Here is a 21,352-nt window from a genome sequence, read left to right on the forward strand (position 1 = left end):
ACCGCTACCGCGCGGAGGACGTGACTGGCCTGAGTCACCCCGCGGACGGTTCCGCATCGGTGCGGGCGAGCCCGGCTCAGCCGGCTTGGGAAAAGTCGACCAAGGTGTGGCCGTCGGCCACCAGGCCGTCCAGGACGGTCGGAAGTGCTGCTGCTGTCTCCGACTTGACGTGGAAGAGCAACCGAAACATGCGGCGGTTGGGTTTCGCTTTGATGTTCGCCCTTATGGCCGAGAGCATGCCAGCGGCAGATGTGACGCCTTGACTGTCCTTGCTGTCGGCATGAACGTCGCAGTGGCTGAGTGTGTACAGCTTCCCTGGACCGGACAGAAGGCCCGTCAGTCTGTCGACCTGGGAGAGGCGGGGCGCGCGCCAATAGCGCATATCTAGCTTCGTCACCGCCTGTACCTTGCCGTGCGTGCGGCGGAACTGTTCTCTGACCTGCTCGTCGGTGTATTGCATCGTGGACGGCTCCATGTGGTCCCAGGAGTGATTGCCGAGCGCATGCCCCGCCCTCAGGATCTCTTTCGTCGCCCCCGGATTGCCCTCCACTTCCTGTCCGATGACGAAGAATGCGCCGATCAGAGATCTGCGGCGGAGCTCTGCGAGGATGGGCGTGAGTGCAGAAGCGACGGGATCGGGCCCGTCGTCGATGGTCACCTGCAGGAGCTTGGCTGCCCCTCCTGGAGCAATCGATGGCGTAGCCGAGGACTCCGCCCACTCAGCGGCGACCCATACCTCGGCGCCGCCGAGCCGCCGTTTGCCGGTAGCACCTTGGATCGCGACGGCGTGCTGGCCGAACTGGTCGACGACGGTGATCCCGGTCGGGGTCCCTTGTGCCGGCTCGACCTGCAGGAACACCGGTGAGTGCCCGACGTGGCGATCTAGCCGTCGGGTGCGCACGGAGTTGTAGCCGTCGAGGGTGACCCAGTACTGCAGCATGGAACCCGTCGTCAGAGCGCGGTCGACGATGCGTGCCACCATCTCGTCCCGCTGGGCATCCGGAAGGTCGGGCCCCTCGATGATCGGCGGGTCGAGGAAGAATTCCCGCGCCAGGCCGGTCACCACGAGGGCCCCGGGAGCTCCACGCGCGATGTACGCATCGGGGAAGTTCGTCGTCAGGTCGGGGTCAGCGAAGGTCTCCGACTGGGACTGCCAGATCGCGTAGGCGACCATGCCCCGGGTCATCCGCCTGGTACGCCGTCGCGTTCCGTTCACCTTCTGTGCGGGCATCCGGTCCGGGAAGAGCGCTTCCCAGAAGGGCAGGAACCAGCCCGCACGCCCCGGAACCTCGCCGGGGTCCGGGCTGCCGTTCGCGAGCAGGTCTGCCGGGCGCAGCCGTCGGGCCGCCGGGATGTTGCGCTGGGCTCGGAACGAGGACAGAGCATGGCCGAAAAAGCTCAGGTACGGGCGCACTGCACCATTGATCAGGCGGGAGGTGGCCGCCGTCGTCACATCGTCCTCGAACGACAGCCGCCCCCCTGTGATGCGGTTGTCCACCAGAGCCCGCGTCGCGCGCCGCATCGAGAGGTACGTGCAGCGATTCTCGCCGGGTGCAGGAAACGGCTGAGGATCGACTTCCAGCATGGCCTGGGGCATCGGACGACGGGCCACCACATGGACGCCGTTGGCCGGCGCCAGGTCGATCGTGATCGGCGACGCGCCGCTCATTCGCTGCCAGTTCGACTGCGTGCGTCCGGCGATATTTTTCGGCTCGCCCGGGAGCCACAGAAGTCGATGGGAGGAGTTCGCCGAGAGGTCCGCGAGAGTCAGGTCCAGTTGCAGGGAGCCACCCTCGCCCGGCGGGACACCGTGGAACAGCAGGCCATGGGCGGGTAGCCGCTGCGCGACGACGAGTGTGCCGTCGGCCCGCGAGAGGCGCACTGCCTGGGCGGCGAAGTGGACGGAGCAGTCCCGTTCCGGCCGCCAGATCCGGGTGATCCGCAAGCGGTGATAGCGCATGCTCGACGGCGCGCAGGCAGCGAGTAGGGGCTTGCGCAGTCCGTTGGCGGCGGCGACGTGCTGGTAGACCAACCGGGCCGGGACGGCTGCGTTCGCCGGATGAGCCGGGTGCTCGCGGGCGACGTTCACTCCCGAGGCTGCGACGAGGTGCGCCGCCGGACCATCGAAGGGCTCCACCCAGCGGGCCGCGGTAACGCGGATGCGGACGTTGCGGTCTGCGGCGACCACGAACTGCGGCATCCACTGGGCCGCGACCGGGTCATCGGTCATGCGGCCGCTGCGGATCGGCGGTCCGATCACCGGTCCCCACTCGCCGCGCAGGAACTCAGCGACGCGCTGTCTGTGACGTTGGCTCAGCGCACCGTTTCCCGCGGGTGGGGGTGCGTCGTTCGGGGAGAGTTGTGGAATCGCGCCGAAGAGGAATTGCGCGGAGATGCGGACGGGGCCGTACCACATGCGCGTGGGAATGGCGTCGCCCAGCTCGGCCACCAATCTGGCCCAGCGGCTCAGCAGGTCCGGACTCACCGCTCGCCGGTCGGCCTGCAGCAGGTCGACCATCAGTGTGCCTTCGGTGTTCCAGCCTCCATACGCGGAGCGGCTCACCTGGTCGGCGCTCGGTCGACTGGCCTGTGGTCCGCCGAGGAAGATCAGCCGGCCCGGGAACAGCGGCCGGCAGTGCAGCGGCTGCACCGCTGCGTCGACCCGCAGGCGGCCGGTGAGCAGCAGCGACTGTGGCCTGGTCTCGCTCCCTCCGGGTGATTCGGCGTAGGGCTCGTCGGCCGCCGTCAGGGGGCTCTCGAGTGCGGCCAGGGCGTCGGGATCGAGCACGAACCGCGCGAAGCCCAGCGGCGGGGCTACGCGTCGCCGGCCTCGGGGGGTGAGGCCGAGGGTGGTCGCGGTCAGCGTGTCGAGCCCGGTGCTCACCGCTGTGTCCTCCCGTCCGCGGAACGCAACCGGATGAAGCCCTCCTCGAGCACGGCGGCCTCGTCCGGGAGCAGCGCCTGGGTGGTCGCGGCCACGATCGGGTCCTCACGCCAGGTGGTCTCCGTACCTCGCCGAGTCCAGTCCTGGCCACCTGCGAGGAGGGAGGTGATCGGCATGCGCAGCTCCTCCGGGTCCACCAGCACCGGACCCACGCGGAACGAGGGCATCAGCCGCGTGAGCGCCGGCGCCGTCCAATCGCGCACCAGCTCGATGGACTTGCGGGGGAGGATGCCGCTCGTCACGTGCAGCTTCGCGGCGGGATCGAGGAAAAGCGTGAGCCGCAGCATCTGCCCGGGCCGCAGCCAGATCGTCGAAGCCCCGGCGGCCACGATCGGCGCGTCGATCGGTCGGACGGGCGCAGGTCTCGCCGGTGCGCTCGGAGCGGCGAGCTTGCCGAGGTCGCCCCGCTGCCGGCCGGAGTCCGTGGCTTCGTTCACCACGGAGGGGGACGCGGTCCACAGCCGGGTGTAGTCGTCGTCGACGACGTAGGCGTAGAGGCCGTCGTCGATCCGGGTCAGAGAGCCGAGCCGCACCGGCAAGGCCGTGGCGGCCAGCCGTCGCCACGCTCGCTCACGGGCTGCCAGCTGGACCGCCGAAAGGGAGGGGAACGGCGGCTCGGTGACGACGTCGAGCCGCAGTGTTGCCCGGACCACCGCGACCGGGCGTCCGACGAGTTGCGCCAGATGCTCGTTGCGGCCCGATCCGCCGACGGTCTGCGCGGTCGTGTCGATGACCCGCATGAGCGCCTGCAGCGGCGTGTCGCTGCGCCGCGCCGCACCGTGCCGCTCGGCGGCGTCGCACTCCAGCAGCCCGTAGGCCAGGGCCCGCAGGTGGCGCAGCTCGGGGGTGTCCCACGCCGGCCTGGCACCGAGCGGGCCACGGTCGCCCGGCGGTCCCTCCCACACGACCGAGCCGGTCAGCCCGTCGTGGCGCAGCTGCCCGAGCGGGTTCCCCGAGGGGTCGAAGAACTCCACCGCGTCGTCCGCGTGATCCGGCATCAGCCAGCCGGCAACCGGATTGGGCGGGTCGGTGCGGGACTGGTCGACGGCGGCCTCCACCGCGTCGTCCGCCGCGCTGACCAGGCGCATCATCAACCGCGCCGGCTGATTGATGCGCGGCGCGAGCGTGATGCGTCCGGCCGCCTGCTGCGGCGTGGCCTCGGTTCGCAGCCCACGCCCCACCAGCACGTCACGATTTCCGGCCGCGGGTGCCGGGGCGTCGACGAGGGTGAGATAGCGTCCGAACGCGTCCACGACCCGCAGCCGCCGCACGGTGATCCGGCCCGTGCGCGTGAGGAGGGGCTCGGATTCGGGGACGGGCGGGACGCCGTTCCGGGTGATCTGATCTGCGAACCCGAGCAGCCGCGACCGCAGGTCGGTGAGCGAGCCGGTGAGGAAGTCGGTGTACCGGGCCGAGCCCGTGAGCCGGCGCAGGACAGCTTCCTGCGCCTCGTCGAGGACGCCCTTGCCGTCGCGGTCCAGCACGTCCTCGGCATCGGCGAAGGCGGCGATCGCATCATCCAGGGCCTTGGTGGTGCCCGGGGTGAGGAGGCTGCGCCCGGCGAACCGGCGGGAGGTCACCTGTGCCGGGGTTGGTGCCTCGACGTCCATCTCGAGCAGTTCCAGTCCCGCCAGCGGGATCTCGGCGAGCTCGGCGTCCAGCTCCCACTCCATGAGCAGCGGCACCCACGGCTGCCGCCAGATCGTGATCCCGGCAGGGGACGCAGACACTCCGTCCTTGAGCGAGCACCGCATCAGCGGCGTGACCTCGCCCGGTCGGGAGAGCCAGTGCACGAACAACCGGCGCTCGGCATGAAAGGCCCGCTCCACCACGGACATCGGAAGCCCGAGCAGGCCTGCTGCGTGCTCGCTGTAGTCCACGAAGGGATCCTCGACAGCGGCCTCCACGACTAGGTCGCCGGCATCGCGCGGGATCGCCCCGTGCTCGGGAACCGTCCGCAGGAGCACCCGCCCGTCCACCCCGGCGAGGGTCGCCACGGTGTCGCCCGAGAGCCGGCAGCGCAGCCGGTCGTCCGGCTCGAACCGGCCGTCGTAGCCGTGCCGCAACGACCGCCGCAGATTGCCCAGCACGATCACGGGATCCTGGGGGGCGAAGAACCGGGGCAGGGGAAGGGTCTGCTCCTCCACTTTGCGCGGCTCCGGCGGCGGAGTGATCCTTGCCGGCCGGGTCCGGATCGCCAGCAGGTCGCTGACCTGCCCGCCGGATCCGACGAACGCCAGGCGGACGCGGCCCGGAGCGTCGGCGGGAAAGGTCTCGGCCAGTGCAGTGGTGGCCGGCGCCGGCATGACCGGGTCCCGCAGGTCCGCGAAGGCGTCGCCGGCGAGCACCTTCTGCGTGATCTCCCCGCCGGGAGCGGAGTCGAAGGCCCGGGCGTGGAGTTCCTCGGCCAACCGCGCCACACCGGTCGGGGCGGACAGTGCGTCGGTCATCCCGTGCGCGAAGGCGGCATACTGCACCTCCGCGGTGGCGCTGGCCAGTGGGTCCGGCGACTTCACCAGCCGGCCGGCGACGAGGGCCGCAGCGGCCTCGATGGACGTGGCCCCGGCCGCGACGTCGACCGCGCCCGGCCAGGGGCGGTCGGACGGGATGGCTTCGAGGCGCCGGATGCCGTGCAGCACCCCGTACACGACCCCGTGACAGCACGTGCGGCGCGGCCACCAGTCGTCGGGGTCCGTGCGGATCGTGGCGTCGGAGGCGGCGAGCCCGCCGAGGTTGACGGTCGGCGCCGGTTCCAGCGCGCTCGCCGGCACCACACCCGAGTTCACGAGGACCCGGGCCTGCGCGGCGCGCTCACGGCGCACGGCGGCCAGCCGTTCGGGGTCCAGCGTCCACCCGAGGCCGGCCAGCAGGTCGGCGACGTCGCCGCCGCCGGCGAGCGGGTCCAGGTCGGCCCGGCTGTACCACCCCACGACGACGTAGGTGAGCGGGCCGCTCGGAACGGCTCCGCTCGGCCACGGGTCGTGGAAGGCGAACCGGTTGCGCACGTTGTCGTAGACGGCGGCCCACGCCGGGTCCATGCCGGTGACGGCGGTCAGCTGATCGGGAGGAACGTACGGCCGGGGTTCCTGACTGCCACCGGGCCCCGGATCGGTCCAGGCCTCCAGCGGCGTAGCTTCGGCCCGATCGGCGTCCACGACCCACGAGGTGACCGACCGTGGCGTGCCGCCGCTGAGCCGGGTGACGAGCCACCGGTCCGGGAGGGGACGGTACGTGCCGTCCGGTCGGGTGGTCGTCAGCCCGTCTGGCATGGCCCAGTGCAGATGCACGCCGGGTCGGCGGTCCGCGCCCGCCGTGAAGGGCGGAGGGAACTCCTGCCCCGGCGCTGGTTCGACCGGGTCGAGAACCCGGCCGGCGATGTCCGCGGTGGGGACCGCGTCCGCGGGCGTTCCGGTGTCGGGGTCCGGTGGCCGGACGACCAGTGCCTGCACGTCGACGGGGACGAGCACCCGCGGCTCGGGCGTCACGTCGCCGGCGGCGACGGCGGCGTCACGCGTCAGCTGGTCCCGGACTCCCAGCGCGAACGCCGGGTGGAAGGAGGCGTCGGTCATGGGATGTCCCCGAACGCCGCGTCGAGTTCCGTGAGCGTGATGGAGGGCGCGAAGACGACGTCCCCCGGCTTCGGCACCGCACTGAAGTCCTGCCGGAACGGGAACTGCAGCAGGCGCCGGGCGAGAGGCGCGGACTCCGAGACGCCCAGCAGGTGGGCCAGGGCGGCGACGTCGATCACCCCCGGGGCACCCGGGCGGAACGGCACCGGCCCGGTCGCGGGCTCGCCGTCCCGGGCGGGGACCTCGTACCCGCCGCCCGAGGTCCGCTCGTCCAGGCCGAACTGGACGCCCTGGTGCGGTTCCTCGAGGGTGACCACGTCCGGAATGCCGTCGAACATGGCCAGGAGCACGGCGGGGGCGAGCCGCCCCAGCCGGAGGAGGCAGACGGACATCGCGCCGGTCTGGGCCTTCCTCGAGGCCCTGATTTGAAGACCGGGCCAGCCGGAGACCAGCCGGGACCGCAGCAGGAAGCCGGTGATGGGAGTGTCCGGCGGTGCGTCGAGCTCCTCGCCCGAGTGCACGCTCGTGTGCCGATGGTTGCGCTCCGCCCGATCGATGGAGTCGCGCAGTGCGGTGTGCCGAGCCTTGAGGTGGGCCCGTTCCGCGCTCCCGGCCGCCACGCTCATGGCGCCGTCGCAGGCCGCGTCGGTCCAGTTGCGGTCCACGTAGAAGAACCGGACGGACTCCGGCGGTGGCAGCAGCCGGCTGTCGCTGACCAGGTACTGGAAGGGCACACCGTGCAGCAGACGGAGCCGGACCAGCCACGTGAGCACGGGCTCGGGGACCGGGCGGGCGGCATCGGACACCGAGGCAGCCCGCAGGCGGACGAGGGCGTCGGCCGTGTCGAACATCCCATCGGCGACGTGCGTGCCCGCGCGGTGGGTCTCGGGAATTCCGGTCACGGTCCACCTCCGCCGAAGATCTCGGGGATGCTGCCTGCGGGGGCTGCGGGGTCGAACTGGGCGTTCGTCAGCCCGGCTCGAGCCTTCGTCGCGGCCACTCGCTGGTGCAGCGCCCAGCGGAGGTGCCGCAGCAGGTGCGGATCCTGGACGAGCTGGTCGAACCCCTCGGCGGCTGCCAGGGGGTCGGCGTCCGTGGGGATCCGCACGCCGGGGTCGAGGGGCGGGGCCTGCAGGACGTCTGCGACGACCTTGGGCATCAGGCCGAGACCGGTCGAGATCACATCGATGTCCGTCGACGTGAGCGGGACGGGCTCACCGAAGGGAGGGACGATGCGGCCGAGCGGGCTGGACGGGTCACCGAGCGCGGTCGTGGCGGCAAGGGCGAGAGCATGCGCGGCCTTGTCCAGACCGAGCTCGGTGACGCCGGGGACGAAACCGAAGGTCTCGTGCGCCACCCCATCAGCGAAGTCGGCGCGGCGCCATTCCTGCACGGCCGCCGTGAACGTGGGGTCGGCCAGGGCCAGTAGCCGCCCCAGTTCGAAGGCCGCCGCTTCGGAGAGGTCCTCGAGGCCGTCGGAGGCGATGCGCCGGGCCTGATCGGCGTGGAACAGCGGCACGGGCCTGCGCCGTCCGACCTCCCTCGGCGTGAGCGGGCCGCGGTACCAGGCGGCCGACTCCCGGCCCAGTCGCGTGCGGTGCGACGTGATCACGTGCCCCGTCGGGGTCACCCCGGGGCAGCCGTCGGGGGCGGTGCCGAACGAGCCGACGTCGATCTGCTGGGCGAGGGCCTGGAAGTCGCTTCCGGCGCCGACCGTGAAGTCCCAGTGGGCCAGGACGGGGAAGCGCTGGTCGAGCGGTCCGTCGGGCACCACCACAGCGGGTCCTGGCGCGGTGGCGGGCGTCCCGGGCGACGGCGCCGGCAGCACGTCCGCGCGGCCCTCCAGGGAGATCAGATATGCCCCGTAGGAGTGCTGCGTGCGGGGTAGCCGGGAGGAGAGGACGACGGAGAAGTAACCGTCCTGATCGGTGCCGGCGAGTTCGGTGTCGTCGAGCGAGACCTCGCGCACGTGGCACAACCACGCGAGTTCATCAGCCCGCGGGAACACGGCTTTCGCGACGTTGAGCGAGGTCTCCAGGCAGTCGCAGGTGCCGCTGGTGGCTGAGACCCCCAGGGCGCCGTGCTTCGTGGCGGGGATCACCTCGGTGACCGGGACCCCGGTGCGGAACCGTCCCTCCGTGGCGGTCAGGACGATCAGCGCGAGCCACGGCGCGCTCGCGGCGTCGCCCGTGGTCCCGAGCCGGCGCTCCCAGGGCAGGGTGCGCCGGCCGAGGACGATCTCGGGGAGGCGTGTCTCGAAGGCGCCCGCGGCCCGGGGTGGCGGGAACACCGAGGCGACCTCCGTGCCGGGCAGCGCGAACTGCGGAGCGACCACCCGCAGCGTCTTGTCGACCGGTTGCACCGCGTCGGCGTCGATGGTGTGTTCCAGCCGGAGCGTGTAGTCGCCCGCTGGCAGACTGGGGCGGACGGCGCTGTGCAGGCGGATGGAGCCGACCGCGACGCTCATGGTGACCGCCTCCAGGTCAGCGTTGATGTGCGGTGCCGGCGATCGACCGCCCCCGGTACGAGCCCACCGACCAGCGAAGGGGCGCCCTGGTCGGCGATGAAGGTCTCGACGACGTCGGCAGGGCGGCAGCTGCCGAGCAGACCACGCAGGGCGAAGCCCGGTGCACGGCCCACCGTGACCACCGGCGCCCGGCTGCCCGGTTCGACGTTCCGGATCAGGTACACGTCGCCGCCGGCCGTCAGCACCCGGTCGCAGGAGCCGGACACGGTGGTGGCGTCGTCCAGGCCGATCAGGAATTCCGAGGTGTTCGCCGCAGGGTCGAGGGGCCGGAGGCCGACGATTACGCTCCGTGTCCCTGGCGGCAGCGTCGTGCTGACCAGCCCCTCGACGCCCACGGCGAGCTCCGGGTCGATCAGGGCGACGTCGACCGGGCGGCGGCCACGCAGGGTGGTCACTCCGGTCGTGCGCAGGACCCCACCCGGCACGACGAACCCGTACTCGCCGGTCCGCAGGACCGGGACGCCGACGTGCCAGCCGGCCAGCCCGGAGATGGAGAGGGGCCAGGCCGCCGGAGCGGCGGTCGCGGAGCTCTGGTCCGGGGGCACCCCGGTTCCCAGGATCGCGAGCCTGTCGATGCCCGGCGGCAACTTCAGCTCACCGGAGCTGACCGTGGTGTCGGCCAGCGGACTGCCGGCCAGGTCGAGCATGACGACCCGGACGGCCTGGTTGCCGTCGATGCCGAGAACGGGGCGTTCCGGGTTCCAGTCGTCGGCTGCCACGGCCACCCGCCACACCTGGATGTCCCCGCTGCGGAGCGGGGTGCCCGCTGCCGTGAGGCCGGCCGTCCTCGTCGCGAAGAGCAGTTCTGCACGGTCGTCGGCGAACAGCCCGGGCACGGCCTCCAGCCGACCCCCCGGAACGGCGTGAGCCCCTCGGGTGCCGGCCCGCAGGACGGTCTGCGGAAGCGGTGGGCCCCCGCTCCGTGGCTGGCCGACTGCGGCGGGGGCCGTGCGGTACAGACGGGCGGCGGTCGGACGAATACGTGCGAGGACCGAGCTCAGATCCTCGGGGTGCGTTCGGGGGAACGCCGCGCCCCAGTCCCCGACCGTGGTGCGCGCCCGTGGCCGCCGGGAGGGGACGGCGTCCAGCCGAGCGGCGCCGATCAGACGCGGCGCGGGCACGTCGGGTGGGGTGCGGACCGGCGGTTGCGGCAGCTGCCGCACCCGCACCGCGTGCGGCGTTGCGGCGGGGGTGCAGGCCCGGGCAGTGGGTCGTTCGAGTCGCGGCGGGGCGCTGCGGTCGGCCGACAGCAGCAACGCGTCGAGCACGCCGGGCCCGGTGCCGAGCGAGGCCACCGCCGCCCGGCCCAGGCAGCGGACCAGCGCTGCACCGCGCGTGGCGGCCATCAACTGGCCGGCGAGCGCCAGTGGGTCCTGCCCGGCCACGGCGGCGGCCCACGCGTCGGCGGCGGCCGCGGCGGTGCTCAGCGTGCCGCCGGGATCGCGCGGCGCCAGCAGGGGCAGCAGTCGTGGCGCGCCGACCTGGAACTGCCGGAGGTCGATCGGCTCCACCGAGCCGGCGACCTTCACGTCGGCGATGACGTCGCCCCCCACGAAGGCGTCCCGCATGCCGCCTTCGCCGTTCGGAGTCGGCATCCGCCACACGGCGTCCGGCACGGCGCCGATCACCGGCGCGACGGGGGGGAGCTGCACGAATTCCTGTCCGGGCGGCGGGCCCTTCCGGACGGAGATGCGGTGCTCGCTGGTGATCCTGGCGCGGCCCATCGGGCCGGCCGCCAGCGGAGGCCCGGCGAGGACGGTGCCGTTGAGCACGGTGGCCGCGGCGCGGGTGGTGGTCCGGAGCTGGAATTCCGGCAGTACCTGGAGGAGGTCGCTCCCGGTCGCCGCGCCGGTCGCGGAGCCGGGGTCCGGGGTGAAGGACCCCCGCGTGATCGTCACGTCCATGGTGGCGCCCGCCGGGTCGCCCGCGACCAGGTACTTGTCGTGGAACGCGGCCCAGCCGAGCCAGTCCTTCGCCGGAACGGCGGGGCTTCCGAACGGGACGACCACGGTGGTGACGGCCAGGTCCACCCGGGCGACGCCGTGCATCGGCGGCCCCTGGATCAGCAGCTCCGCCCCCACCGACACCGTGATCCGGATGGTGATGTGGATGAACCAGATCTTGATCTCGATGTTCAGCCAGGCGCCGATGGTCACGTAGATCGAGATGTCGTAATAGAACGGGTCCCAGGACAGCAGGATGTCCAGCCCGCAGGCGAACCAGGCCCCGACGATGCCGAAGTTCGCGGTCGCCTCGAGTCGCCCGCCGGTCATGATGGCCGTCGGCGTGAGCGCGAAGTAGGACTCGCCCTTGATCGTGATGACCGACGAGACGCGCCAGGAGAAGCCGACCCGGGGTACGTCGGGGTAGTGGTCGCGCCTCGGGTAGCGCGGGTGGTAGCCGCCGATGGTGACGAGGAACTCCCCGGTGCGGAACCAGATCACGAAGGCGAAACCACCGGTCAGTCGGCAGTCGGTGTTGAACAGCCAGGAGTTGTCGGTGAGCTGGGCGCGGATCAACAGCACACCGTCGCGGGTGGAGAACCTGGCCTGCAGGGCCAGCTCGAGCTGGACCACGGGGGCACCCGGGTTCGGCAGACCCGCCCTCGCGAGCCCGAGGACGTTCACCTCCAGCCCGTCGCCGACGGCCACGGTCACTGCCACGATCGATTCGACCAGGGTGAAGCTGCTGAACCGAACCCCGGCGGCGAGCCAGAACGCTCCGGGCCGGGGTGGAAAGGTGCGGCCCAGGTTCACGAGGGCGGCCATCGGGTCCGCGACGAGTTGACTGCCCGGGTCCAGTGCCGCGATCAGTGGAAAGGTCGCGACCTCCGTCATCTCCCGGGGTGCGACCAAGGCGCGGTTCAGGCCGACGCCACCACCGATGCCGAGCACGAAGAACGCCGGCGGGCCGCCGAGCGGCGCGGCGAGGGCGGCGATGACGAAGAGTGACGTGTAGCGGTCACTGCTGCCGACGCGCACGGGGAACGACCCGAACGCACCGAGCGCGGTCAGCCCGTAGCCGGCCGCGCGGACGTCCAGCATCCCGATGTACTCGACGCCGCCCTCACGGACCAGCTTCCGAAGCCCACCCGCGATGCTCACCCCACCCCCGGCGAACGAGATGGCCAGGCCGGCGAGGTCGAGCCGCCAGGTGGCCGGGTTCGCAGGACTGGCCAGCGGGATCACCACGGCGAGGTCGTCGACCCCCGCGGCCAGCGGCCCGATGTGCACGCCGGCGTCGAGCAGCAGCGCGAACGACGCCGGATCGGTGAGGTCGAACCCGATCTGCTCGACGTACACGGGGCCGAACGACCGGCGGATCGGGATCCAGCCCTCGCCCTCCAGGCCGATCGCGACAGTGACCGGCCCGGTGCCGAGCTTGTCGATGTCGGCGTACGGGGTGATCCCCGGAGTGGGGCCGCGGGCGGTGACCGCCGAGCCGGACCCCGACCCGTCACCGGGCGGGTCACCCGGGGCGATGACCTTGCCGGCCACCGGATTCGTGCCCCCGGAGGCGGAGCCGACGGGGATCTCGATTCCGACGATCTCCACCCGGCCGCCGCCGCTGACGAACCCGCTGCCCGCATGCTCGTACCGGCCGTAGAGGGCAACCCCCTGCACCCTCAGCGGGTCCTTGTTCAGCGGACCTTCGGCGCCCGTCACCGCGACCCCGAGCCCGTCGACGCGCACCCGGGGCGCGAACCGCACGGGCGACGGCGAGTGGAGGTCCTTGGCGACCTCCACGACAGCGACCTCCAGGACCGGCTCGGTGCCCGTCTCGTCCTGGGCGCGTACCGCCACGGCGACGTCCCCCAGTGGCGGGAGGTCGAGGGGCTGCTCCAGGACGACGCCGAGCAGGTATCGCCTCGCCTGGCCGAGGTCTACGTTTCGCAGTCGCAGGTGGACGGGACCGAGGTCGGCGGTCGCCAGGAAGGCGTCCACCAGGGCCACCACGGCCGGGACAGCCGCGCCGAGCGGGTCGGAGAGCACGCCGGGAGCCAGCCGGGGTGGTGCGGCTCCGGGCGGCACGCCGGAGATCAGAACTCCTGCGGCGGTCAGGAGGTCGACGAGTTCTTCCGCGCCGACCTTCGTCTTCTCGAGTGCGTCGCGAACCGCCGGCAGACCGAGCACGGCATCGACGACGAGCGGGATGACCACCTCGAGGATCAGCTCCGTGAAGGCGGCGGACACGTCATCATCCGTGCTGGTCCCGCGCCGGTGCACGAGTTCGGTGCTCCCGCCGAACGGGACCTGGAGCACGAGCGCGTCGGCGCCCGCTCCGGTCGGTGGATCGAGCCACAGGCCGACCTCGAACCGTGGTGGGTCCGCCGTCGGCGCGCCCCCGAGGTGGAGCTCGACGAAGGGCCAGGCACCGGGCAGCAGCTCGATCGGGTCCGGCGCGGCCCGGTCCGGGGGCACGGCGAGCAGGGCAAGCGTGGAACTGCCGAGGCCTTGGGCGCCGACGACGATGCGGCCGCGAACCACGAAGCCGTTCAGCGGGCGCAGGTCCGTGAGCAGGAGGCTCAGCACCGGCCGCCCGGCGTCGTCGGCGTGCATCTCCAATCGGACCCGGTCCGCGAGGCCCGACCAGAGTGCGCCGGGAGCGGCCGGCCGGTTCCGGGCGAGCGCCGCCACCTCGGCCAGCGCGGAGGCCACCGCGGTCGGGTTCGCCCGGAACCGGGCGACGAGCCATGCGGGAGGATCGGCGGCCAATCGACGCAGGGCATCGAGATCGAAGGAGCCGGCCGGACTCCTCAGGCCGAGCGCCTCGCCGGCTGCCTCGATGGCGGTGCCGAGCCGTGCCAGCGCGGGGTTGGTCGAGCCGAGCGCGGCGAGCTGATCGAGCAGCAACGGCAGCACATGCTGGGCCGCCTGCTGCGCGATCAGGGCGGCGAGCGGGCCGAGACCGGCCGACTCGGGCAGCAGCGGCACGACCGTCGGCGCGCCGGTGGCGTCCGGCCAGAGGCGGAGGACCATCTGGAGCCCGCCGGCCGGATCCGGCCCGCTGCCAGCGCCCCCGGTGACCTCGAGCTCTGCTGCCGCCAGCCCGACGCCGGCCCCGCCTGCGTGGACCCGCACCGCACAGGTCACGGACGTGCTCGGCACCCACGCGGGGTCGATCCGCACGGCCAGGCTCAGCCGGCCGCCGGCCGCCACGAGCCCGCCCACCGGGCCGGCGTCCGTCCGGAGGGCGAGGTCCAGCAGCAGCCCGTCGCCCTCGGCGCGGGCGGTGATCCGCCCACCCAGCGGAAGCGGCAGCCCAGGCAGCGCAGGCTCCTCGTCGGCGCGCACGCCGGTCAGGTCCGCGATGGCGTCGAGCACTGCGGCCACCTTCGCGGGGGAGATCCGGCCGGGGGTGCTCTCGCTGCCCAGTGCGCGCGGATCGGTCAGCCTGCCGAGGGGATCGGTGAACAGACCGAGCGCATCGTGAATCTCACCGTCGGCATCGACGAGTCCGACGCTGTGTACCAGGGTTCTGAGCTCGTCGGAGGCGTCGGTCGCGGCCGACAGCACCATGCGCAGAACCTGATCCACCGCCAGTGACCGGACGTAGCGCCCCAGCGCCGCCTGATCCGGCTCGGGTAGCAGCGGGATGCTCTGCAGCGTCGCTCCAGGCTGGATCACCGCTGCCAGCTCCCCGGCGGGTGGGAAGGTCAGCACGACGGCGGGGAACGTGTCCCCCCCACCGCCGCTGCTGGTGCCGTCGGCGGGCGCGGGTGAGAGCCGGAGCTGCCAGGTGGCCTCCGACACTGGACGGCCGAACGGCAGGGGCGCGACGACGTCCGCGCCGGCTCTCACCACGCCCGCGACCGTCAGGCCCTCGATCACCATCCGGAGGATCGCCCGCTCGGGATCGACCACCAGCCGGACGCCCGGAACCGGCTCGGCCACTATCGGGTCGGTCACCTGACCGTTGCTGGCAGGGGCGCCGAGCAGTCGCCGCAGCGCCTCCAGTGCCGCTCGTGCGCCGGCGGACCAGCCCTCGGTGCGCGACCGCAGGACCGACGCCAGGTGTGCGAGCGGGTCCGCGAGGAGACGCTCCGTTGCATCCGGCTCGAAATCGAGCGAGCCGTCCGTGTGCACCCGCACCAGCCCGATCGCGTCGAGGACGGCCACGAGGTCCGCGAGCGTTCCCGAGGGTGGTAGCGGCGAGAGGGCTGCAGCCAGCTCGGCGAGCAGTTCCCGTCCGGTGGCGTCCAGCGAGTCCGCCCGGATCTCGAGCCGTTCCCGGAGGATGCCGCCGAGACCGGCGTCGAAAAGGACGAACCTCAGGGACGATGCCGCGCCCGCCCCGTCCGGGGACGGTGCGACGAGGTCGAGGAGGATCTCGGCGCGTCGGATGGACGCCGACGGGTTGGCCAGCAGCCAGCCTCCCGGCCGCTGCAGCACGACACGGGTCCGCAGCCGCGGCAACGTGCGCGCGGTGCCGCCGCTGCGGAGGCGCACGGTAGCGACGTCCAGGCGTACGGATGTCAGGGCGTTCACCGCCCCCGGTACGGCGACCGCGGGGAGGTCGACCCCCAGCCCGAACCCGAGATGAGTGACGGGTTCGCGTGGCGGGCCGCCGGGCACGGGGAGCCGCGCGAGGACTGTCCGGAGGACCTCCGCGGTCAGCGTGGTCAGGGACCTGTCGAAGTCAGCCGATGCCAACCGGGCAACTACGGCGGTGACGGGCGCGGCCGCGCTCGCGGTTCCGCCTCCCGCGGGTGGAGGGGCCATGTCGGTGAGCGGGAACGGGATCTGCCGCGGGATGCCGGCGCTGTCGGGCCGGCCGTCGCCCAGCCGGGAGGCGATGGTCGTCAGCACACCGCGGAGTGGCTCGGGGACGTCGGTGACCCGCCCGGCGAGTGCTTGCACGAACCGGGCGGCGTCCAGCGCGGTGTCCACGACCGCGCCGGCCGTCGATCCGGTCGTCGACGGCGCGGGTCCCGGCGCGGCCACCGTGACGAGCTCCGGAACGGTGCCGTCGGCATGCAGCGTGCGCGCCGCCCAGCTGGTGATCGAGTGGGCCACCACGACCGGGGCCCCTCCTGCGGCCGCGCTGACGGCGGCGACGGCGACCCGGAGCCGCTCGACGACTCCGGCGTGCCCGCCGGCGTCGTCCCGGGTGGGCATCAGCACGAACCAGGGGCCCGTGGCAGGCGGGGCGAACACGAAGGAGGTGGCCGGGCGGCCCGCACCACGCAGGTCGAGGCGTGCACCGCCGTCCTGTCCGGGCCACGGGGACACGCCCGGAAGCGGCGCGCACAGGTACATCACGGTGGTGGGGGCGGCTGCGCTGTGGTCGGACAGGACGAAGTGGGCCGGCGCGTCCACGTGGGTGGCGGAAAGGACGACGGGGCTCGCTTCGTCGCCCGGGTGGACCTGCTGTGCTGCCGGGACCAGGCCGTCACCGTCGACGAACGCGGTGCGGAGGGTCTCCAGGGCCTCCGCGACGTGCTCGCGGCCGGCGAGCAGCTCCGCCAGTCCTGCGTCGATGCGCGCGCCGCCGGCGAGGACCTCCAGCAGGTCGGCGGCGGCCGGCGGTGGCGTGTCAGGATCCTCCGGGTCAGCGGGGACCAGATCGGCCGGGAGCAGGCCGGCGAAGACGTCCTCGAGCCCTGCCAGGGTCGGGCCGTCGGGGTCCAGCCAGAACAGCAGCGAAGCTCCGCCGCCTGCCGGACCGGCGTCGTCGATCGGCCCGGCGGTGCTCGTCGTGCCGGGCAGCGCAATCGCCCACGGATCGTTGTGCGTGCCAGAACCGGCGACCTCGGACCGCCCGCAGAGCAGAGCGGTGAACGAGATGGTCGGCAGCGACAGGTCGAGGTCGCCGGAGAACAGCTTCCCGAGCCACAGTCTGATCGTCGGCAGGGGGGAGAGCAGGAAGGCGGGCAGGTCGAACGCCGGCCAGTTGCCGCCGAACTCCGGCAGCTGCAGGTCCAGGCACAGCCCGTCGGGCAGCCGCAGCCGGAACGGCAGCGTCGCTGGCGTCCATCCCAGGAAGGCCGCCAGCAGCTCGGGCAGGCTCAGCGTGGGAAGGTTCAGGTCCGGGAGGTCGGGCAGGGCGAAGTCCGGCAACTGCAGATCAGGCAGATCGAGATCGGGCGTCCTCAGTCGTGGCATGGTGAGCCGGGCCGAGAACAGCAGCCGCAACAGGGGCCAGGCCGCCGACAGGTCGAGTCCGCCGAGGAGCCAGTCGAGACCGAAGCCGTCCGGCAGCTCGATGTCGACGTCACCGACCTGGACGGTCCCGTCCTCCACACGGACGGTTGCGTCCCATCCGGGCCCGCGTTCCCACCAGAGGGCGGCAGCCAACGCACGGCAGCTGAACAGCACCGGCCCGGCGTCGAACGTCAATCGCGGTGGCGGGAGGGTGAACCCCGGCGCGGGGGGATCTGGCAGGCCGATGTCGCGGATGTCCTCGAAGTCCTCGGGGGCGACGCCGGTCGGATGCCGAGCCTCCAGCAGCAGCCGCACTTCGTGCCTGTCACAGGCGGTCATCGCGAGCCTCGCGTGCTCGGCCGCGGGCAGCTCGATCCGGGCTACGCGGTGGAGGCCCGCGATGGTCAGCTCGTCCCCGGAGTCGAGCAGTACCGGGGCCAGCGTGATCAGCGCGTCCACCCGCAGTACCGGAGCTGCCTGGCCGCCGGTGCCGCGCACCAGCACGTCGACCGTGCCCAGATCCACGGGTTCGTGGACGGGTATCCGGACCATCCATGGATCGAGCTCGGTGCCGCTGCCGGGCACGTCGTCGACGATCCCGAACAGCACGCATGCGGCGGTGACCAGCCGGTCGTAGCCGCCGGCGCCGAGAACCCGGGCGTGGTAGCGCCCCACGGCAGTGAGTGGGTCGGCGAAGAAGGCCGCCGCACCGGGAAGGGGCGGCCAGGTGGTGTCGACCTGGGCGGGGCGCTGGATGCCGAGCAGCACCAGGAGCGCGGCGACCCTGGCGTCGGCGCCCGGGCCGAACAGGGGCGTGAGTAGGTCGCCCAGGCCCTGGGCGGCGGCGTCGCCGGCGGCCTGGGTCAGTGCCTCGACCGACGTAAGGTCGAGGGCGGGGAACCGGCTGGGGCCGATCGACACGTCCTGGGCGCCCAGCACCGGCCGCACGCGGTGGCCGGCGTCGGTGACTAGTCCGAGGCGTAGCTGGCCGACGTGGGTGGCGGCGGTCGTCAGCAGCGGGTGGTCCGCATCGCCGAGCACGGTCTCCAGCTCGATGGCGGGCAGCCAGGTCACTGACGGGCTGCCGGTGAGCACGGCATGGACCAGGTCGATGTGGGCGCGACCACGCACGGGTACCGCCGCGGCGCCCGTTCCGAGCTTCGGCGCATCGGCGGTCACGGACACCCCGAGGTCCACGTCGACGTGTCCGCCGGTGGTGGCCACTCGGACGTGGGCGTACACCGACGGTGACACGCCGGCTGGGGTGAGCCGGACGGTGAGCCCGGTGGTGGGAGACACCTCGACCTGGATCTCGCCCGGGTCCAGGCCGGCGAGCTCGGCGAGCACTCGCAACCACGACTCCTGGCGGTCCCCGGTCGGGTCGGCGAGGATGCCCTCCGCCCATTCCCGCACCGCCGCGACCCCCCGGTCGCGGACGTCGTCCAGCCGAAGCCGCGGTATGCGCGTGGCGTCGCCGAGACCGACCAGCGTGAGGATGCGGTGCAGCGCCGTGGCCGCCTCGGGATCGAGGCCCGTCGAAGCCGCCACGAGGTCGAGCAGCGTGCGGGCGAGGTCGGCGGCGTCATCCGCGAGTGCCTCGGCGTTCGAGCGAAGTCGGACATCACGGGCGGACGCCCATCCGCTCACCTTCAGGCCCACGACGCTCACGTCGAGGGAAGGCGGGTCGCCGGCCGTGGGGATGGTGGCCTCGCAGACCAACGCGTCCAGGACGACGGGGTCGGCCGGCCCGGGCGGCGGGCGGACGATGAATCGCAGTCCGAGCCTGCCATCCGGCCCGTCGGGCAGCAGCCGCGGGCCTCCGGTGGCGGGCACCTCGATCAACGGGAGCCAGACCGAACCGGAGAGCCCGACACCATCAGCGTCGTGCTCGACGCCGGCGGCGAGGGCAAGCGTGGTGCCGGCCTCGGTCGACTCGAGCACGACATACGCGGTCGCCGGGCCGTACTCGGCTACGGGGAGCCAGGACACGCCAAGAGCCGCGTCGGGGAGCGAGGCGGAGTCGAGGTTTCCGGACCCGAACGCCGCCCGGGCGAGTTCGAGCAGGGCTCGGCGTCGGGCCGGGTCCTTCAGCACCGCGCCGAGGGTCGTGGCCGGGTCGGCGAAGAACGCGCCGTTGAGGTCGTACCCGTCGGGGCCCGGGGTCAGTACGCCGAGGGCAACGCCGAGCTTGACCAGCTCGGGGGAGATGACCTGGGCGTCGAAGCTCATTCCCGGCCCACCGGTGACGAGCGGCCGTCGATCGCGTGCCGGGCCTGCGGAACCACGGTGAACACGTCATCCGCCGTCCAGACGGCTCCGGGCAGCAGCGGCCCGCCCCGGATGTCGGTGCCGGCTGCGGCGGCGACCTTGCTCGCGACGTCGACGACCGCTGTCCAGCACCCCACGACGGCGACCTCGCCCCAGGCGTCGACCAGAAGCGGTATCCCTCGCGCGGCCAGCTCCCCGGTCATGATCAGCCCCGACGGCTCCGTCTCCGTCCCCGTGGCCAGCGGCACCGTCAGTTCGGACGTGTCCATGACCTGGTCGCATCGCATCCGGAGGCCGCAGACGACGAAGCCCTGGAGGAGAGCGACCCGGGTCCGCCCCACATCGAGGGCGACCTCTGAGTCGAGATCCCGCCAGACGGCCCATCCCTCCGGAATCCGCTGCGGGTGCAGGGCCTCGCGAAACAGGCAGGTGAAGACATCGGACGGAACGGCGACCGGCTCCGCGGGAGCTCCCCACAGGAGCTTGTCCGCAGCCCTGGCCCGCAGGTCGGACAGGAACGAGCCGCAGGAGCTCCCGGTGTCGGCATCCGGCTCCCACCCGACGAGTGGCGCGGGCGGCAGGGGCGTCGGCATGGGCACGAGTGGGCCGGCGCCACTCCGCAGGACCTGGAAGGACGCCCGCTCGCCCACCCTGACTTCCGGGATCGGCCGAGGGCCGTCGCATCGTAGGTAGACCTCGTACTCGAGGACTGCTCCCTGCGGTAGCCGGGGAAAGGTCCCGGTGAAGTACTGGGCCTCGTCGGTACGGTGGCTGTACTGCAAGCGCATGCGATGCCACGGCCCCCCGGCCCGACGGTGACGCAATCCGACCACTGCGCCTTGGGCGTGCAGCGAGACCCCGACCGTGATCCCGGGCTTGGCATCCGATTCCGAACCCTCGGGCGCCGGCGCATCCGTGGTCCCGAACCAGACGTCGAGGTCCCCCAGCCGGTGTCGGGACATGGTGCCTCGACCTCCGAGATCGCCGGTGGTTTCGGGTCGCCTTCAGTGACCGCTAACCGACTGCTCCGAGTCGGAGCAACACAGCCGCGGCGGTCTGCTTGAACCGCGTGAGGAACCGCTCGTAGAGGCGGAACTCCCGGTTCTCGTCCCGCCCGATCCGCAGGAATTCGAGGGTCGGGCCCTCTGCGACGGCGCGGTCGATCTCCTCTCCGCTCAGGGACAGGATCAGCGCTTCTCCCGGATCGAGGACGGCGGATCGGTGGACGGGACCCTCCTCGAGGAGCCCCTCGACCGCCTTGCGAGGAAAGTCCGCCGCGCCGTTGGCCCGCGTGTGGAGCTGCGTGTACACGCCCTGCCCCGCCACCATGACGAAACCTGACCGATAGCCCTCCCCATCGAGGAGGGCGACCGCTTGCGACGTCGCCGAGACGACACCGTCGGGGAACGGCGCGGGGATCTCCACCCTGTTCTGAAATCCGGGCACGCCCTGGTTCTTCTCGATCTCGTCCCGAATCGCACTCTGGAAGACTGCCGAATCACATTTCCTTGCCAACTGCTGGGCTGCTCGCCGGACGCGCAGCCGGGCATTGCCCAGGTCTTCGTCCTCGGTCTGGAGCCTCGTGAGGAAGAAGTCTTCAGTTATCTGGGCCAGACCCTCGTGCGTCTCGTCGATCGTGCCGGCGGCGTAGTCGAACCGGTTCCTTGCGACGGTGCGCGCCGAGTGTGGCAGGGTGTACTCCGGAATGACCTTGTGAGCCAGGCGGGAGTTCTCGACCTCGCTGTCGATGGCCTCGACGATCCGGCTCCATTGGGCTTCGGTCCAGTTGAGTTCGCTCATGGCGTTCCTCCCGCCACGGGGTCGGGCGTTTCTCGTTGGCCCGCAGAAGCGCTGTGCAGCGTCTCGGCGCTGAACCGGGCCAGGCATCCGATGCTTCACG

7 protein-coding genes are annotated in these 21,352 nt (G+C 72.5%); all 7 read right to left on the reverse strand.

Annotated elements, in window-relative coordinates; all coding sequences use genetic code 11:
* Window positions 1–76: 76 nt before the first annotated feature.
* From ACI782_RS12865 to ACI782_RS12895, 7 genes are read right to left on the reverse strand one after another with little or no spacing between them, the layout of a single operon-like run.
* Window positions 77–2,884: a polysaccharide deacetylase family protein gene (locus tag ACI782_RS12865; protein WP_456909722.1), complete on the reverse strand. Its 2,808-nt coding sequence runs from the start codon at window positions 2,882–2,884 to the stop codon at window positions 77–79.
* Entirely contained in the window at window positions 2,881–6,513 is a 3,633-nt protein-coding gene (locus tag ACI782_RS12870; protein ID WP_456909724.1) for a hypothetical protein, read from the reverse strand. Before ACI782_RS12870 ends, ACI782_RS12865 begins: the two co-directional genes overlap by 4 nt.
* Window positions 6,510–7,415 carry a hypothetical protein gene (locus ACI782_RS12875; RefSeq protein ID WP_456909726.1) on the reverse strand — a complete coding sequence of 302 codons (906 nt, stop codon included), beginning with the start codon at window positions 7,413–7,415 and terminating at the stop codon, window positions 6,510–6,512. The genes ACI782_RS12870 and ACI782_RS12875 overlap by 4 nt, the downstream gene beginning before the upstream one ends.
* Window positions 7,412–8,980, reverse strand: coding sequence for a hypothetical protein (locus ACI782_RS12880; protein ID WP_456909728.1), 1,569 nt, complete (start codon window positions 8,978–8,980; stop codon window positions 7,412–7,414). The genes ACI782_RS12875 and ACI782_RS12880 overlap by 4 nt, the downstream gene beginning before the upstream one ends.
* Complete coding sequence (locus ACI782_RS12885; RefSeq protein WP_456909730.1) at window positions 8,977–19,413, reverse strand: DUF6603 domain-containing protein; 10,437 nt, start codon at window positions 19,411–19,413, stop codon at window positions 8,977–8,979. The genes ACI782_RS12880 and ACI782_RS12885 overlap by 4 nt, the downstream gene beginning before the upstream one ends.
* Entirely contained in the window at window positions 19,410–20,414 is a 1,005-nt protein-coding gene (locus ACI782_RS12890) for a hypothetical protein (protein WP_456909732.1), read from the reverse strand. The genes ACI782_RS12885 and ACI782_RS12890 overlap by 4 nt, the downstream gene beginning before the upstream one ends.
* 52 nt (window positions 20,415–20,466) lie before the next feature.
* Window positions 20,467–21,252: an encapsulin gene (locus ACI782_RS12895; protein WP_456909734.1), complete on the reverse strand. Its 786-nt coding sequence runs from the start codon at window positions 21,250–21,252 to the stop codon at window positions 20,467–20,469.
* Window positions 21,253–21,352: the final 100 nt, after the last annotated feature.

This window comes from Geodermatophilus sp. SYSU D00703 (assembly GCF_054050155.1).